Below are 14,726 nucleotides of genomic sequence, written 5' to 3'. Positions count from 1 at the left end.
AGGCTCGCGGACGGCCCTGCGGCCGCGCGTACCACGACGAGGAGCCCTACTCGATGCAGACCTTCGCCATCATCGTCTCGCTGGCCATCACGGCCGTGGCGGTGGTCCTGACCGCCCGAGCGGTCCGGTCCATCCTGGCCACCCTGAAGGTCGGCGGGCCAGCCCTGGGCCGCACGGACCGGCCGGGACGCCGTACCTGGACCATGGTCAAGGAGTCGCTGGGTCACACCCGGATGCTGCAGTGGACCTGGGTCGGCATCATGCACTGGTTCGTGTACGCCGGGTTCATCGTGCTCAGCGGCGCGGTCGCGACGGGGTACGTCCAGCTGTTCAACCCCGACTTCGCGCTGCCGATCATCGGCCACTTCTTCCTCTACGAGTGGGTCAGCGAGGGCCTCGGCCTGCTCAGCACGGTCGGCATCGTCTTCCTGATCGTCTACCGCCAGCTCAACCACCCGCGGCGCAAGGGCACCAAGAGCCGCTTCTACGGCTCCAACTTCTGGCAGGCCTACTTCGTCGAGGCGATGGCCCTCCTCGAGGGCTCGGCGATCCTGTTCATCCGCGCCGCGGAGTACAACCTCGGCCAGATCGACAGCGACCACCCCGAGGACTTCGACAACTTCCACTTCCCGATCAGCTCGCTGGTCGGCGACGCGATCTTCCCCTCGGGTCCCGGCTCGGAGGCGACCCTCGAGAACATCATCGTGGTCATCGCGATGATCAAGATCTGCCTGGCCATGGTGTGGCTGATCGTGATCGCGAACAACCTGACGATGGGCGTCGCCTGGCACCGGTTCACCGCCTGGTTCAACATCTGGTTCAAGCGCGAGGGCTCCGGCCGCACCGCGCTCGGCGCGATGAAGCCGCTGACCAGCGACGGCAAGGCGATCACGCTCGACGACATCGACGACCTCGACGAGGACTCGAAGCTCGGCGTCGGCTCCATCGAGGACTTCTCCTGGAAGGGCATCCTCGACTTCACGACCTGTACCGAGTGCGGTCGCTGCCAGTCGCAGTGCCCCGCCTGGAACACCGAGAAGCCGCTCTCCCCCAAGCTGCTGATCACCGCGCTGCGCGACGCGACGTACGCCAAGGCGCCGTACCTGCAGGCGGGTGCGGACGACGAGGCGCGGGCCGCCGTACTCGAGGGCAGCGACACGCTGACCAAGGAGGCCGAGCGGCCCCTCGTCGGCGAGACCGGCGGCCGGATGGACGGCATTGAGGACGGCGACTGGTTCTACATGCCGGAGAACGGCGCCGCGGTCATCGACCCCGACGTGCTCTGGTCCTGCACCTCCTGCGGCGCCTGCGTCCAGCAGTGCCCCGTCGACATCGAGCACGTCGACCACATCATGGACATGCGGCGCTACCAGGTGCTGGTCGAGTCGAACTTCCCCGCGGAGCTCAACGGCCTGTTCAAGGGCCTGGAGAACAAGGGCAACCCGTGGAACATGTCGCCCAACGCCCGCATGGACTGGGCCAAGGGGCTCGACTTCGAGGTCAAGGTCGTCGGCGAGACGGTCGAGTCGCTCGACGAGGTCGACTGGCTGTTCTGGGTCGGCTGCGCCGGTGCCTATGAGGACCGCGCCAAGAAGACGACCCGCGCGGTGGCGGAGCTGCTCGACATCGCGGGCGTCTCGTTCGGCGTCCTCGGCAACGGCGAGACCTGCACCGGTGACCCGGCCCGCCGCGCCGGCAACGAGTTCGTCTTCCAGGGCCTCGCGCAGCAGAACGCCGAGACCTTCAAGGAGTACAAGGTCAAGAAGGTCGTCTCGACCTGCGCCCACTGCTTCAACACGCTGAAGAACGAGTACAAGGAGTTCGGCGTCGAGCTGGAGGTCGTGCACCACACCCAGCTGCTGAACCGCCTCGTCCGCGAGGGCAAGCTGACCCCGGTGCGCGACGGGGCGGGTGCGCACCAGCGCACGATCACCTACCACGACCCGTGCTACATCGGCCGCCACAACGGCGTCTACACGCCCCCGCGCGAGCTGCTGCAGGTGCTGCCCGGCGCCCAGGTCGTCGAGATGGAGCGCAACAGCGAGCGGTCCTTCTGCTGCGGCGCCGGTGGCGCCCGGATGTGGATGGAGGAGAACCTCGGCGAGCGGATCAACGTCAACCGCACCGTCGAGGCGGTCGGCACCGGTGCCGACCAGATCGCCGTCGGCTGCCCGTTCTGCCGCGTGATGCTCTCCGACGGGCTCACCGCCCAGCAGGCCAAGGGAGAGGCCCGCGAGGAGGTCGAGATCCTCGACGTCGCGCAGATGCTGCTCGCCTCGGTCAAGGGCGAGATGGCGACCAAGCTGGCGCCGGGCGCCGGTGCCGCCGCGGCGCCTGCCGCCGCTCCGGCCGCTCCTGCCGCTCCGGCCGCGAAGGCCGCCCCGGTCGAGACCAAGGCGGAGCCCGAGGCCGGCGACGCGACCATCACCGACGACACCGTGGTCGCCACGGAGGACGCCGGCCCGGCCGCGAAGGCCTCCGGCGGATCGTCGCTCTTCGACGACGCCTCCTCGATGTTCGACGAGCCCGCGGCCACGGCCGCTCCGGCCACCGCCGACGAGGACAAGGCGCCCGCCGAGGAGGCGCAGGCCGCCAAGCCCGCGTCGTCCGGTGGGTCGCTGTTCGACCTCGGTGACGACACGTCGGCTCCGGCGGAGGCTCCGGCGGAGGCCGCCCCGTCCTCGGGTGGGTCGCTCTTCGACATCCCGGCCGGCGAGCCGGCGACGGCCGAGCCCGCCGCTGCGGCGGAACCGGCCGCGAAGGCCGAGCCTGCGGCGGACCTGGGCTCCGGTGGCTCGCTCTTCGACATCGCGGCGGACGAGCCCGCTGCGCCCGCCGCGAAGGCGGAGCCGGCAGCCCCGGCCGCTGCGCCGAAGGAGGAGCCGACGAACGCCGAGCCCGCCGTCGACCTGAGCTCGGGCGGTTCGCTGTTCGACATCGCCGCGCCCGAGCCGGAGGCGGCTCCGGCGGCACCCGCTGCTCCGGCCACGCCGGAGGCGAAGTCCGAGCCCGAGCCGGCCCCCGCTGCTCCTGCTGCTCCGCCTGCTGCGGCCGCCTCGACGTCCGCCGGGGCGCCGGCATCGGACGTCGACATCGACAGCCTCGGCTCGCTCTTCGACGTCACCGCGCCCGAGCCGGTCGCCGCCGCCCCGGCTGAGCCCGAGCCCGCGGCCGCGGCCGAGGTCGAGGTCCCCGCGGAGCCGGAGACCCCGGCGGTCGAGGAGCCCGTGGCCGAAGCTCAGCCCGAGCCGACGCCCACCGCGTCGAGCGCCCCCGCGGCCGCGCCGGCCACGGGCGTCGACTTCGACAACCTGGGCTCGCTCTTCGACATCGAGGCACCCGAGCCCGTTGCCGCTCCGACGGCTCCGGCGGCTCCGGCAGCCGAGTCGGCTCCGGCAGCTCCCGCCACTGAGTCGGACAGCCCCGGCGCCGACCTGAGCGCCGCCGCCACTGCGGCGGCGAACCAGGAGCCGGCACCGGAGCCGGAGGCAACTCCCGACCCGGAGCCGGAGCCCGAGGTCGAGCTCGAGGTCGAGCCGGTGGTCGCTGAGACCCCCGACGAGGAGAAGCCGGCAGAGAACAAGCCGCAGCCGACCGTCAGCGGCGAGGCGCACCAGCCGCGCACTGACGCCGACATCGACCAGGCCTCGTCCCTCTTCGACCTCTGAGAGCAAGCCTGAGCAGGAACGCGGTGGATCCGTTCAACCTGGTTGAACGGATCCACCGCAGTCCGGGCAGCTGACCGGCCCGCGTCGTCCAACGGCCGCAATTGCGGCCTCCCGACACCTCCAGGGCGCCTGAGCCTGCCCTACCACCGCAATTGCGGCCGTACGACATGGGCATGCACCGCCCAACCCCCGGCCCGCCCCGTCGCCGCGATCGAGGCCGCAGACATGCCGCGTGCTCCCCGGCCGGCCAACACTTGCGGACGCGACCCGAGCCACCTCAGCCCGCACGCTCGCTCAGCACCTTGTTCAGCAGCACCGCCGCGCGGACGCCGACCTCGGGGCCGCCCACACATCGACCTGTGGACGGCGAGCTACGGCAGGTCGTCCTTGTCGGTGTGCTCGGGGACGAGCACCGGCCGCAGCCGCGCCCAGACGAGGAACCCGATCCCGACGAGCAGCATGATCAGCCCGGCCCACAGGTTCGCGTTGGGGCCACCGGTCTTGTCGGTCTCCGGGTCACCGAAGATGCCCATGAGCGTGAGGATCACGCCGTACACGCCGATCAGGCCGCCGATGATGTTGCGGATGTCGAACGCCCCGGCCTGGTGCTTGCGCTCGGTGCTGGAGTTCGAAGACATGCGGTCCTCCTCGGGGGACGCCATCAGAACACGACGTTCAGGACGATGACCAGGGCGAGCGCGACGCCGGCGAGCGGCATCGTGCGGCGGTACCAGGGGTACGACGCCTCGTTCTCGTCGACCAGGTCCTCGCGCGGGGTCTCGGAGTAGACCAGGCCGCGCAGCTCCTCGGGCGGCTTGGGCTTGGTCGCGAGCGACACGACGATGCTGAGCACGATGTCGACCACGAACGCGGCGCCGGCCGCGACGAAGGACGCACCCTGCCCGGCCAGCGGGAGTACGCCGAGGCTCGCGGAGCCGAAGGCGTCCTCGCTGAGGAAGGCCACCAGGACGGCCGACAGCGTGCCGGCCGTGAGGCCGACCCAGCCGGCCGTGGCGGTCATCCGCTTCCAGAACATGCCGAGGATGAAGGTCGCGAAGAGCGGGGCGTTGAAGAACCCGAACAGCGTCTGGAGGTAGTCCATGATGTTCGAGAAGTTCGAGGCCAGCTGCGCGGTGCCGATCGCGATCACGGCGGAGGCCACGGTGGCGACCCGCCCCACCCGCAGGTAGTAGGAGTCGTCGCGGTCCTTGACGACGTACCGCTGCCACAGGTCGTAGCTGAAGACGGTGTTGAACGCCGAGACGTTGGCGGCCATACCGGCCATGAACGCCGCGAGCAGACCGGCGATCGCCACGCCCAGCAGGCCGTTGGGCAGCAGGTCGCGCATCATCAGGATCAGCGAGTCGTTGAACTGCACCGTGCCGTTCGCGCCGCCGGCAACCGTCTCACCGGCTTTGGTCCTGGCGATCTCGGTGACGAGCACCGCGGCGATCATGCCCGGCAGGATGGTGATGAACGGGACCAGGATCTTCGGGAAGGCGCCGATGATCGGGGTCTTGCGGGCCGAGGAGATCGAGTCGGTCGCCATGGCCCGCTGGACCTCGACGAAGTTCGTCGTCCAGTAGCCGAACGAGAGCACGAAGCCGAGGCCGAAGACGATGCCGACGACCGACCAGAAGTCGGACTCGAAGCCGGTCAACGCGTTGCCGGGCCAGGAGTTCAGCTGCTCGGCCGCGGACGCCGAGCCGCCGATCCCGGCGTTCTCGGTGATCCGGTCGGTCAGCCCGTCCCAGCCGCCGACCTTGTGCAGCCCGATCAGGGTCAACGGCAGCAGCGCGGCCACGATGACGAAGAACTGCAGCACCTCGTTGTAGATCGCGGCCGAGAGGCCGCCGAGGGTGATGTACGAGAGCACGATGACCGCGGCCAGGACGAGCGCGAGGGTGAGGTTCCAGCCCAGCAGCGCCCGGATGATCGTCCCGAGCAGGTAGAGGTTGATGCCGGCGATCAGCAGCTGGGCGACGGCGAACGAGATCGAGTTGACCAGGTGTGCCCCGGTGCCGAACCGGCGGAACATGAACTCGGGGACCGAGCGCACCTTCGAGCCGTAGTAGAACGGCATCATCACGACGCCGAGGAACAGCATCGCGGGGATCGCGCCGATCCAGAAGTAGTGCACGGCCGGGAGCCCGAACTCCGCCCCGTTGGCCGACATGCCCATGATCTCGACCGCGCCGAGGTTGGCGGAGATGAACGCGAGTCCGGTGACCCAGGCGGGCAGCGAGCGACCACTGAGGAAGAAGTCGATGGAGTCGGAGACCTGGCGGCGAGCGACGATGCCGATGCCGAGGACCACCGCGAAGTACAGGGCGATGATCAGGTAGTCGACGGCGTGCGCGGAGATGATCGTGTCAGTCGCGAGCGGACTCGTCATGACGGTGCCTTTCGTGCAACCGGACCGGTGGCGTCCTCCCGGTTTGAGCCTCCAATGAGTGCCCTCTGGCCCGCTCGCACAAACGGCGGCGTCGTCACGACGCCGTCGACGACTCCCGGATCAGGACTTCATGGCGACGCCCTCGCGCCAGTAGCCCATGAAGGCCACCTGGCGGCGGTCGACGTCGAGACCCTTCACGAGCGCGCGGCGCAGGCCGGTGACGACCTTCGACTCGCCGGCGATCCAGGCGTAGAGGTCGTCGAGGTCGTGGCCGACGTGCGTGACCGCGGTGTCGACGTCCTCGCCCGAGGAGGAGTACGACGGCGTCTCCCACAGGTCGGGGTCGATCTCGTCGTCGGCGACCTCGACCGGCTTCAGCGGCGCGCCGAGGTGCTTGAGCACGGCGGCGTGCAGCGCCTCGCCACGGGGCGCGCCCTCGCGCGGGAGCCAGGTCAGCTCGACGCCCGCCGGGTGCTGCAGCGTCTGGACGTCGGCCGCCTCCGGCACCTCCAGGTACGCCGCCCCGCGGGCCTCGTCGGGGAGCATGGACAGGATCGCGGCGACCGCCGGGACGGCGGTCTCGTCGCCGACGAGCAGCAGCCGGCCCGCCGTACCGGGGACGAACTCGATGCCGCCGTACACGGAGCCCTTGCGGGGCGCGAGGACGACGATGCGGTCGCCGACGGTGGCCCGTCCGGCCCACGTCGACCCGGGGCCGGCCTCGCCGTGCCCGTCGACACCGTGCAGCACGAAGTCGACGACGAGGCGGGTGTCGGCGCCGGAGCCGACGACGTCGCGGACGGTGTAGGTGCGCATGTGACCGCGCTCCTCGGCGGGCCGCTCGAACCAGGACGTCATCCACGCCTCGTCGACGTCCACGAGCGGCGGCAGCGGCTGGTCGCCGTGCGGGAAGACGAGCTTGATCCGCTGGTCGTACAGCGGCCCGTCGACCCCGAACTCCGCCAGCGCGGGCGAGCCGAGCTCGATCCGCAGGAAGCTCGGCGAGAGCCGGTCGATCCGGACGACCTCGACCTCCTCCAGGAGCATCGGCAGGTCGGGGGCAGCGAGCGTGGTCATGAGCGTCCTCGTGTTAGGTGAACCTAAGTAAGGCGCACCTTACGCGAGGATGCTCGTCAGATCGAGGTGCGGTGGAAGTTCTGGAAGGAGCGCGACGGCGTGGGGCCGCGCTGGCCCTGGTAGCGCGAGCCGTACTTCTCCGACCCGTACGGGTGGGCCGACGGCGAGGAGAGCCCGAAGAAGCAGAACTGGCCGATCTTCATGCCCGGGTAGAGCTTGATGGGCAGCGTCGCGACGTTGGCCAGCTCCAGCGTGACGTGACCGGAGAAGCCGGGGTCGACGAACCCGGCGGTCGCGTGCGTCAGCAGGCCCAGGCGGCCCAGCGACGACTTGCCCTCGACCCGGGCGGCGATGTCGTCGGGCAGCGTCACGACCTCGTACGTCGACCCGAGCACGAACTCGCCCGGGTGCAGGATGAACGGCTCGTCGCCCTCCGGCTCCACCTCGCGGGTCAGGTCCGACTGGTCGGCCGCCGGGTCGATGTGCGGGTACCGGTGGTTCTCGAAGACCCGGAAGAAGCGGTCCAGCCGCACGTCGACCGACGACGGCTGCAGCATCGCGGGGTCCCACGGGTCCAGGGCGATCCGGCCCTCGTCGATCTGGGCGAGGATGTCGCGGTCTGACAGCAGCACGCGCTCAACCTACCGGTCAGCCGCCCGGCGCGGCCCCGGCTTCCACGGGGACGACCAGCACGGGCACGCCGGCCGCGGCCGCCATCCGCTCCTGGAGAGCCGACCGGTCGTCGAGGTCGGTGTCGGGCGCGACCCCGACGACCAGCCCGGTGCCGTCGGCGCAGCCGTACGCCGCGGTCACCTCGACGCCCAGGTCGTCCGCGTCCTCGACCGCCGACGCCGCGCGGTCGACCTGGTGCCGGGAGAGCGGCACCTCCTCCACGAGCACGCGCACCCGGTCCGGCCGCTCGCCGGCAAGCGCGGTCACCACGCCCGGGACCGGCGGGCGCCACTGCACGACGACGGCACCGCCGGCGACCCAGGGCACGACGTCGTAGCCGCCTTCCAGGCCGCGGGTCGCGCGTCGTACCTCTCGCTCGACGGGCCTGAGCCGCGCCGCCACCACGTCGGTGACCTGGGCGATCGGGTTCACGTCGCCCTTCGGGTCGTGCCAGCGCTCGACGATCGCGACCCCGCGCGGGATCAGCTCCGCGCGCGCCTTCGCCAGGTCGCCGGAGACCAGTGCGATCAGGCCGAGGCGGCTGCTCGCGGTGCGGCGTACGACGTAGCCCTCGCCGACGTAGCCGCCGGCCCACTCCGAGATCCCGCCCTGCTCGACGAGGTCCGCGGGCGGCTCGGCCTCGTGGGTGAAGGTGCGGTCGCAGGAGAAGACGTCGGCGGCGGGCGACTGTTCCGCCTCGTCGTCGCAGCCGGCCAGGACCGCGGCCATGACGAGCACCACCGCGACGGCGAGCCCGCGCCGTACCCCTGTCATGTCCTCATGGAACACCGACCAGAATGTCCGCATGCAGCATTTCCGCCGCTTCGTCGCCCTGGGCGACTCGTTCACCGAGGGCGTCGGCGACCCCGACCCCGCCCGCCCGAACGGCCTGCGCGGCTGGGCGGACCGGGTGGCGGAGGTACTGGCGGCGCAGTCGCCGGACTTCGGCTACGCGAACCTCGCCATCCGCGGCCGCAAGCTCGACGGCATCCTCGCCGAGCAGCTCGAGCCCGCGATCGCGCTCGCGCCCGACCTCGTCACGATCTACGCGGGGGCCAACGACATCCTCCGTCCGCGCGTCGACCTCGACGTGCTGGTGGAGCGGTACGACGCCGCGCTCGGCAAGCTCGCCGCTACCGGTGCACGGCTGCTCGTGTGGACGGCGTTCGACCCGGGCGGGAGCGCGATCTACCGTCCTGTGCGCGGCCGGTTCGCGCTCTACAACGAGCTGGTCCGCGAGGCCGCCGAGCGGCACGACGCGACCGTCGTGGACTTCTGGCGGCTGCGGGACTACCGCGACTGGCGGCTGTGGGACCTGGACCGGATGCACATGAGCCCGGCCGGCCACCAGCGGATGGCCACCGAGGTCCTCGACCTCCTCGGCGTCGCTCACGACCTCCGGCCGCTGCCCCTGCGCGAGATCGTGCCGCTCTCCCGCGCCGAGCAGCGGGCGGCCAACACCGTGTGGGTCCGCGAGTCCGCCGGCCCCTGGGTTCGTCGCCGGCTGACCGGCCGCTCGTCCGGCGACGGCCTGGAGCCGAGGTACCCCGCTCTCGCCCGACCCCACCTGGGGTAGCATCCTCCCGCCGGTCCCACCGGCCTGCGGATGTAGCTCAGTTGGTAGAGCGCGACCTTCCCAAGGTCGATGTCGCGAGTTCGAGTCTCGTCATCCGCTCCAGTCTCCGCCAACGGCCCAGCTCCTTCGAGCTGGGCCGTTCTCCATGCCCGACCCGGCGTGAATGTGGTCCGTCGTTCACCGACATTCACGCCGGCTCGGCGCCACATTCACGCCGGGTCGGCGGTTCGGTGCGAGGTGGATGTGACTGGTGGGGCAATTGACAACTCGTGGGACCAGTGGTGATGGTGGAGCGGCTCCCTCTTCCCCCCATGTTCGGAGTCTCGGATGTCTCGCCCTCGATGGATCGCCATCGGCGCGCTGGTCCTGCTGCTGGCCGTCGGCCCCTTCGTCCCCCGGGGAGGTGACCGCGACGACGGGGCGATCACGCCCTCCGGGCAGCAGGAGTACGACGCCCGCCCGGCCGCCGCGGCGGGCCTCGGGGAGCTGACTCCCGCCGCCGCGGCGGAGATCGACCGCGTGGTCGGCCAGGGACGGCGCGACACCGTCGCGGCCCGGGCCACACCGGCCGCACAGGCGGCCGCGCTGACCCGGTGCGCCGAGTTCGAGGGGCAGCGGTACTGCCTCGGCACCGGCTGGACCCGATCCACCCCGGCCGAGGTCCGGAGCAGGGTCGCCACCGAGGCACGTGCCGCCGCCCAGCCGGTCGCCGGCCGGGCGCGCCGCGTCGAGCGGACCGGCGATCTCGACACGGCGGCGCGCCTGCGTCGTACCGCCGCCCTGACCCCGGCCCAGCGCGCCGCCCAGGAGCGGGCCGAGCTGACGGCCGCCGCGCGCTCCGTCGCGAAGGTCTGGCTGCTGCGGCACGAGCTGCAGGGCGTCCCGCTCCCGGCCGGGTTCCTGGAGCGACACCCGGAGGCCCGGGCGATCCCGGGTGCCGCCCCGGTGGCGCGCACGAGCGCGAAGGACTACCCGCCGTACGCCCGGGTCATGAAGGCGCGCCAGGTCTCCTCGCAGACGCGGACGTACTGGTGCGGCCCCACCGCGATGCAGATGATCGCCTGGGGCTGGCGCGACAAGAAGCGCGCCCAGTCGAGGTGGGCGGCCCGGCTCGGCACCACCAGCGACGGCACCGCCATCTCCAGCATGGTCGCGACGATCAACCGGTCGACCGGCTGGGACCGCCCGGACCACGCGGGGCCGTACATCGTCCTCGACATCGGCGACTGGTCCTACCGCCAGTGGTCCCGGCTGCTGATGAAGCACATCGCCGTCTACCGGGCGCCGGTCGTGCTGCACCCGATCCTGCTCAAGCGCTTCTACCCGTACCTCGACGACGACGCGTCGGGACACTTCCAGGTCGGCCGCGGCTACCGGCAGCGCCCCGGCAAGGCGATGGCGATCTCCTACTTCGAGCCCTGGGACCAGCAGCGGTTCGACCCCTCGGAGCCGTACATCGAGCGGGTCCAGTGGCGCAGCGCCTACAAGAGCTACCGCGCCAACAAGGCCCACCCGCACCAGAACATCGGCGTCTGATGCGCGCCCTCCGGTACGCCGTCCCCGCCGCCCTCCTCGTGCTCGCGGGCTGCTCGAGCGACGCCGGCTCGGGTACGCCGCCCGACGCCGACGCGCCGTCGACGACCGAGTCCGCGACCGGGTCTTCTACCGCCGCCCCCGCGCCGGCGCCCGACTGGCAGCCCGTCGACGGTCCGGTCGACCGCGCGGTCACCCGCAACGCCCGCGGGACCGAGCTCACCGGCGCGACCCATCGCGAGACCTTCCTGACCGAGACCCACTCGCTGGTCGTCGAGCAGGAACCGGAGGAGTCGGAGCCGGCGCGCGCCGTGCTCACCGACCTGGAGTCCGGCAAGGAGAGTGTGCTCGACGGTGACTCCGAGGTGCCGACCACCACCGGCGGCACCTGGGCGCTCGGCCCCGGGTCGCTGGTGCACGCGACCGTGGCACCCGACGGCTCGTACTGCCTCGCCACCGTCGAGCTCGACACGCTCGCGGCCACGCGCGGCTGGTGCGCGCCGCAGCGGCACGGCTTCACCGGCGCCCGGATCACCGACGCCGGCACCACTCTGCAGACCTTCGACGACGCGCGCCCCTCCTGCCGCACTGTCGGGACGGTCGAGGGCACCGAGGTCGTGCCGTTCGCCGATGCTCCCGCCTGCACCGCCTGGGACGCCCTCGTCCTGGACTCCGGTCCGGTCTGGTCGGTCGTCCGCAACGAGCGGAACATCGAGCAGGTCGACCTCTTCGCCCAGGGTCCGGGCGGCCCCGGCGACGTCGTCGAGCTCGGCGTCGGCACGTCCGGCACGCTCGTCGGCTGCGGCGGGGCGGCGTACTTCGTCCGGGACCCGCAGGACGCGAGCGACCCCGCCCGCCTGGTCCGCTGGGACGGCACCAGCGTCGAGGTCGTCTACGAGTCGCCCGCCGGCCCGGCGTTCCTGGAGACACCACGCTGCGGCGGGGACGTCCTCACCCTCACGGCGTACGCCGAGGGCGGCGACGAGCAGGTCTCGGCGCGGGTCCGCTGAGGCGTCCGTACGCTGGGCCGGTGAGCGAGTTCGCAGGCTTCCCGGTCGCCGCCCTGGACTTCTACGACGACCTCGAGGTCGACAACACGAAGTCGTTCTGGGAGAAGCACAAGACGGTCTACGCCGAGTCGGTGAAGGCGCCGATGACGGCGCTGTGCGCGGCGCTCGCGCCCGAGTTCGGCGACGCGAAGATCTTCCGCCCCTACCGCGACGTCCGCTTCGCCAAGGACAAGACGCCGTACAAGACCCACCAGGGGGCGTTCGTCCGGGTCGGCGAGGCGACCGGGTGGTACGTCGAGGTCTCGCCGCGCGGGGTCCGCACCGGCGCCGGGTTCTACGAGGCCAGCGGCCCGCGGCTGGCTGCCTTCCGCGAGGCGGTCGCCCACGACCGCTTCGGCCCCGAGCTCGAGAAGATCCTGCGGAAGCTGGAGAAGCAGGACTTCGAGATCGGCGGCGACCGCCTCAAGACCTCCCCGCGCGGGTACGACGCCGACCACCCGCGCATCGAGCTGCTCCGTCACCGGTCGCTGACCGTCGGCCGCTCGCTCGGCTTCGAGCCCGTCATCCACACGCCCGAGGTGCTCGACCTGGTCCGGGACGACTGGCGCGCGCTGCGCCCTCTCGTCGAGTGGGTCGCCCGGCACGTCAGCACCTGAGCCGGGCGCGAACGGCCTCAGGCCTTCGTGAAGCTCGCCATCGTGCGCTCCGGCTCCCAGAACGCCTTCATGGACGCGACCCGCCCGTCGTCGTGGACGACGTACACCATGATCAGCTCGGTCGTGGTGTGGCTGCCGTCGGGGAAGCTGGTGCGGATCCGGCCGATGTTGGCGCACGTGTTGCTGCCGGGGTTGGCGAACGACTCGTAGATCTCGAACTCGAACTTCGCGATCGGCTCGATGGCCAGCTTCCAGAACGCCGAGATGCCCTCGTGCCCGTGGTGGCCCTTGCCGTCCGGGTCGAACATCGACGGCCCGACCGGGTCCTCCAGGACGGCGTCCTCGGCGTACACGGTCAGCCACTCGGCGAGGTCGCCCTTGGCCACGGCGGAGTACGACCGCTGCGACGCGGCGCGCGCCGGGTGCGGGTCGTTCGGGGCGGTCCAGGTGATGGCGTCGGACGTGATCATGCTCGCAGCGTAGAACGAGTTCTAGTTCTGCGCGAGGGTCGTCCCGGGGGTCGCGGCTTCATCACGGTATGCAGACGAGCTCGCACTCCCCACGGCGTACCCACCATGGGAACCGTCGGCCGGTCTGCATACCGTGATGAGCCCGCAGACCCGCCCCGAACGAATCAGTGCGGCTGCCAGGCGTCCTCGTCGGCGGTACGCGTGGTGACCGCCTTGGGCAGCTTCCCGTCGGCCAGCTGCTGGATCGAGACCTGCTCGAAAACGTCGCGCAGGGAGCGCCGGGCGGCGATCCAGACGTGCTGGAGCACGTCGGCGGCCTCGTTGTAGGTGACGGCCTCGGGGCGGAGGCCGTAGACCGAGACGAGCGGGCCGTCCACGGCGCGGATCACGTCGGCGACGGAGACGTCGTCGGCGGACCGGCCCATCCGCCAGCCACCCGACTGGCCGCGCTGCGACATCACGATGCCGGCGCGGCGCAGGTCGGCGAGGATCGCCTGGAGGAACCCGTGCGGAATCTCCTGGAGCCGACCGAGCTCCTCAGCGCTGACCGCGCGGCCGTCCGCCCGCGACGCCATCTCGATCAGCGCACGGAGCGCATAGTCGGACTTCGCGGAAACTCGCATGGGTGCAGTGTGTCAGAAAAATCGATGCACACACTCGACGACTCCCCGCCCAGCGAGAGGTGTGACTACTCAGGCCAGGACCAGGTCGTCGTCCTTGTCGTCGTCGACCTCCATCGCCCGCGAGCGGCGCTCCTGGCGGACCGCCCAGACGATGCCGGAGATCCACAGCACGCCGACCACCGACGCGACCGTGATGACGACCGCATCGGAGCCGCCGAGGGACTCGACGATGGTCTTGGAGTTGGTGAGCACGATCAGGCCGCCGGCCGCGACGCCGAGCACGCGGGCGGCGAGCTTCTTGACCAGCCAGGCGGCGATCGGCGCGGCGATCACACCACCGGCGAGCAGCGCGGCGGCGTACGACCACTCGATGCCCTGCGAGCCGAGGGCAAGGATGAAGCCGAGCGAGCCACCGACCGCGACGACGAACTCCGAGGTGTCGATCGAGCCGATCACCTTGCGCGGCTCCAGCCGGCCCGACGACAGCAGCGTCGTGGTACCGACCGGACCCCAGCCGCCGCCACCGATGGCGTCGAGCGCGCCGCCGATGACGCCCATCGGGGCCAGCATCTTGGCGGAGGGCCGGCTCTTGAACGTGGGTCGGCGCCCACCGAGCACCAGGAACCGCCAGATCACGTAGATGCCCAGGCCGAGCAGGATGCCCGCGACCCAGGGCTTCGCGGTGTCGCCGTCCAGGCTGACCAGGAAGGTCGCGCCCGCGAACGCGCCGGCGAAGCCGGGGATCGCCAGGATCGAGACGGTCCGCCAGTCCACGTTGCCGAGCTTGTGGTGGGAGAACCCGGACACCAGCGAGGTGCCGATCTCGGAGAAGTGCACCGCGGCGGAGGCCGCGGCCGGCGCAACGCCGGCCGCGAGCAGCAGCGTCGAGGACGTGACGCCGTACGCCATCCCGAGCGAGCCGTCGATGAGCTGGGCCAACAGGCCCACGAAGCCGAGCACGATGAGCTTACGCATGAAGGTTGCACCCTTGGTCGTTCGGTGACTGCACCATCACCGACCGGACATAAGACAGTCGAGAAGCCTGA

At 71.4% G+C, this 14,726-nt stretch carries 13 protein-coding genes and 1 tRNA gene; 6 read left to right on the top strand and 8 right to left on the bottom strand.

The annotated features are described in order from the left end of the window. The first annotated feature begins 53 nt into the window (after positions 1 to 53). The gene (locus tag VMF51_RS22980; protein WP_325476808.1) at positions 54 to 3,668 is read left to right on the top strand and encodes a (Fe-S)-binding protein; all 3,615 of its coding nucleotides are present in this window, start codon (positions 54 to 56) and stop codon (positions 3,666 to 3,668) included. A 371-nt stretch (positions 3,669 to 4,039) separates the two neighbouring features. Here the strand turns inward: VMF51_RS22980 and VMF51_RS22975 are convergent, their stop codons facing one another. The 5 genes from VMF51_RS22975 to VMF51_RS22955 all read right to left on the bottom strand — a co-directional run bounded on the left by VMF51_RS22975 (position 4,040) and on the right by VMF51_RS22955 (position 8,586). Continuing rightward, on the bottom strand, positions 4,040 to 4,306 hold the full coding sequence (locus tag VMF51_RS22975; protein ID WP_325476807.1) for a hypothetical protein: 267 nt from the start codon (positions 4,304 to 4,306) through the stop codon (positions 4,040 to 4,042). Between the two features lie 23 nt (positions 4,307 to 4,329). Next, positions 4,330 to 6,063 carry a sodium:solute symporter family protein gene (locus tag VMF51_RS22970; protein WP_325476806.1) on the bottom strand — a complete coding sequence of 578 codons (1,734 nt, stop codon included), beginning with the start codon at positions 6,061 to 6,063 and terminating at the stop codon, positions 4,330 to 4,332. 120 nt (positions 6,064 to 6,183) lie between these two features. After that, positions 6,184 to 7,140 carry a siderophore-interacting protein gene (locus tag VMF51_RS22965; protein ID WP_325476805.1) on the bottom strand — a complete coding sequence of 319 codons (957 nt, stop codon included), beginning with the start codon at positions 7,138 to 7,140 and terminating at the stop codon, positions 6,184 to 6,186. 56 nt (positions 7,141 to 7,196) lie between these two features. Continuing rightward, positions 7,197 to 7,772 carry a dCTP deaminase gene (gene dcd / locus VMF51_RS22960; protein ID WP_325476804.1) on the bottom strand — a complete coding sequence of 192 codons (576 nt, stop codon included), beginning with the start codon at positions 7,770 to 7,772 and terminating at the stop codon, positions 7,197 to 7,199. 16 nt (positions 7,773 to 7,788) lie between these two features. Beyond that, a complete protein-coding gene (locus tag VMF51_RS22955; RefSeq protein ID WP_325476803.1) occupies positions 7,789 to 8,586 on the bottom strand; it encodes a hypothetical protein in 798 nt (265 codons plus the stop codon). A gap of 31 nt (positions 8,587 to 8,617) precedes the next feature. On the opposite strand from VMF51_RS22955, the gene VMF51_RS22950 reads away from it, so the two are divergent. The 5 genes from VMF51_RS22950 (at position 8,618) to VMF51_RS22930 (ending at position 12,587) form a co-directional block, all read left to right on the top strand. Then, a complete protein-coding gene (locus VMF51_RS22950; protein WP_325476802.1) occupies positions 8,618 to 9,388 on the top strand; it encodes an SGNH/GDSL hydrolase family protein in 771 nt (256 codons plus the stop codon). 26 nt (positions 9,389 to 9,414) lie between these two features. Next, positions 9,415 to 9,490: transfer RNA gene (locus VMF51_RS22945), tRNA-Gly, on the top strand. Positions 9,491 to 9,715: 225 nt separating this feature from the next. Continuing rightward, positions 9,716 to 10,924 carry a C39 family peptidase gene (locus tag VMF51_RS22940; protein WP_325476801.1) on the top strand — a complete coding sequence of 403 codons (1,209 nt, stop codon included), beginning with the start codon at positions 9,716 to 9,718 and terminating at the stop codon, positions 10,922 to 10,924. Then, entirely contained in the window at positions 10,924 to 11,931 is a 1,008-nt protein-coding gene (locus VMF51_RS22935) for a hypothetical protein (RefSeq protein WP_325476800.1), read from the top strand. Before VMF51_RS22940 ends, VMF51_RS22935 begins: the two co-directional genes overlap by 1 nt. A 20-nt stretch (positions 11,932 to 11,951) precedes the next feature. Next, a complete protein-coding gene (locus VMF51_RS22930; RefSeq protein ID WP_325476799.1) occupies positions 11,952 to 12,587 on the top strand; it encodes a DUF2461 domain-containing protein in 636 nt (211 codons plus the stop codon). A gap of 17 nt (positions 12,588 to 12,604) precedes the next feature. Here the strand turns inward: VMF51_RS22930 and VMF51_RS22925 are convergent, their stop codons facing one another. The 3 genes from VMF51_RS22925 to VMF51_RS22915 all read right to left on the bottom strand — a co-directional run bounded on the left by VMF51_RS22925 (position 12,605) and on the right by VMF51_RS22915 (position 14,655). Then, positions 12,605 to 13,057, bottom strand: coding sequence for a nuclear transport factor 2 family protein (locus VMF51_RS22925; RefSeq protein WP_325476798.1), 453 nt, complete (start codon positions 13,055 to 13,057; stop codon positions 12,605 to 12,607). A 164-nt stretch (positions 13,058 to 13,221) separates the two neighbouring features. After that, on the bottom strand, positions 13,222 to 13,680 hold the full coding sequence (locus VMF51_RS22920) for an Rrf2 family transcriptional regulator (protein WP_325476797.1): 459 nt from the start codon (positions 13,678 to 13,680) through the stop codon (positions 13,222 to 13,224). A 69-nt stretch (positions 13,681 to 13,749) separates the two neighbouring features. Beyond that, a complete protein-coding gene (locus tag VMF51_RS22915; RefSeq protein WP_325476796.1) occupies positions 13,750 to 14,655 on the bottom strand; it encodes a sulfite exporter TauE/SafE family protein in 906 nt (301 codons plus the stop codon). Positions 14,656 to 14,726 lie beyond the last annotated feature (71 nt).

This window comes from Nocardioides sp., from assembly GCF_035503875.1.
Taxonomy (GTDB): domain Bacteria; phylum Actinomycetota; class Actinomycetes; order Propionibacteriales; family Nocardioidaceae; genus Nocardioides.
The sequence above is the reverse complement of the archived record's forward strand: the minus strand, read 5'-3'. Positions and strand labels throughout refer to the sequence as shown.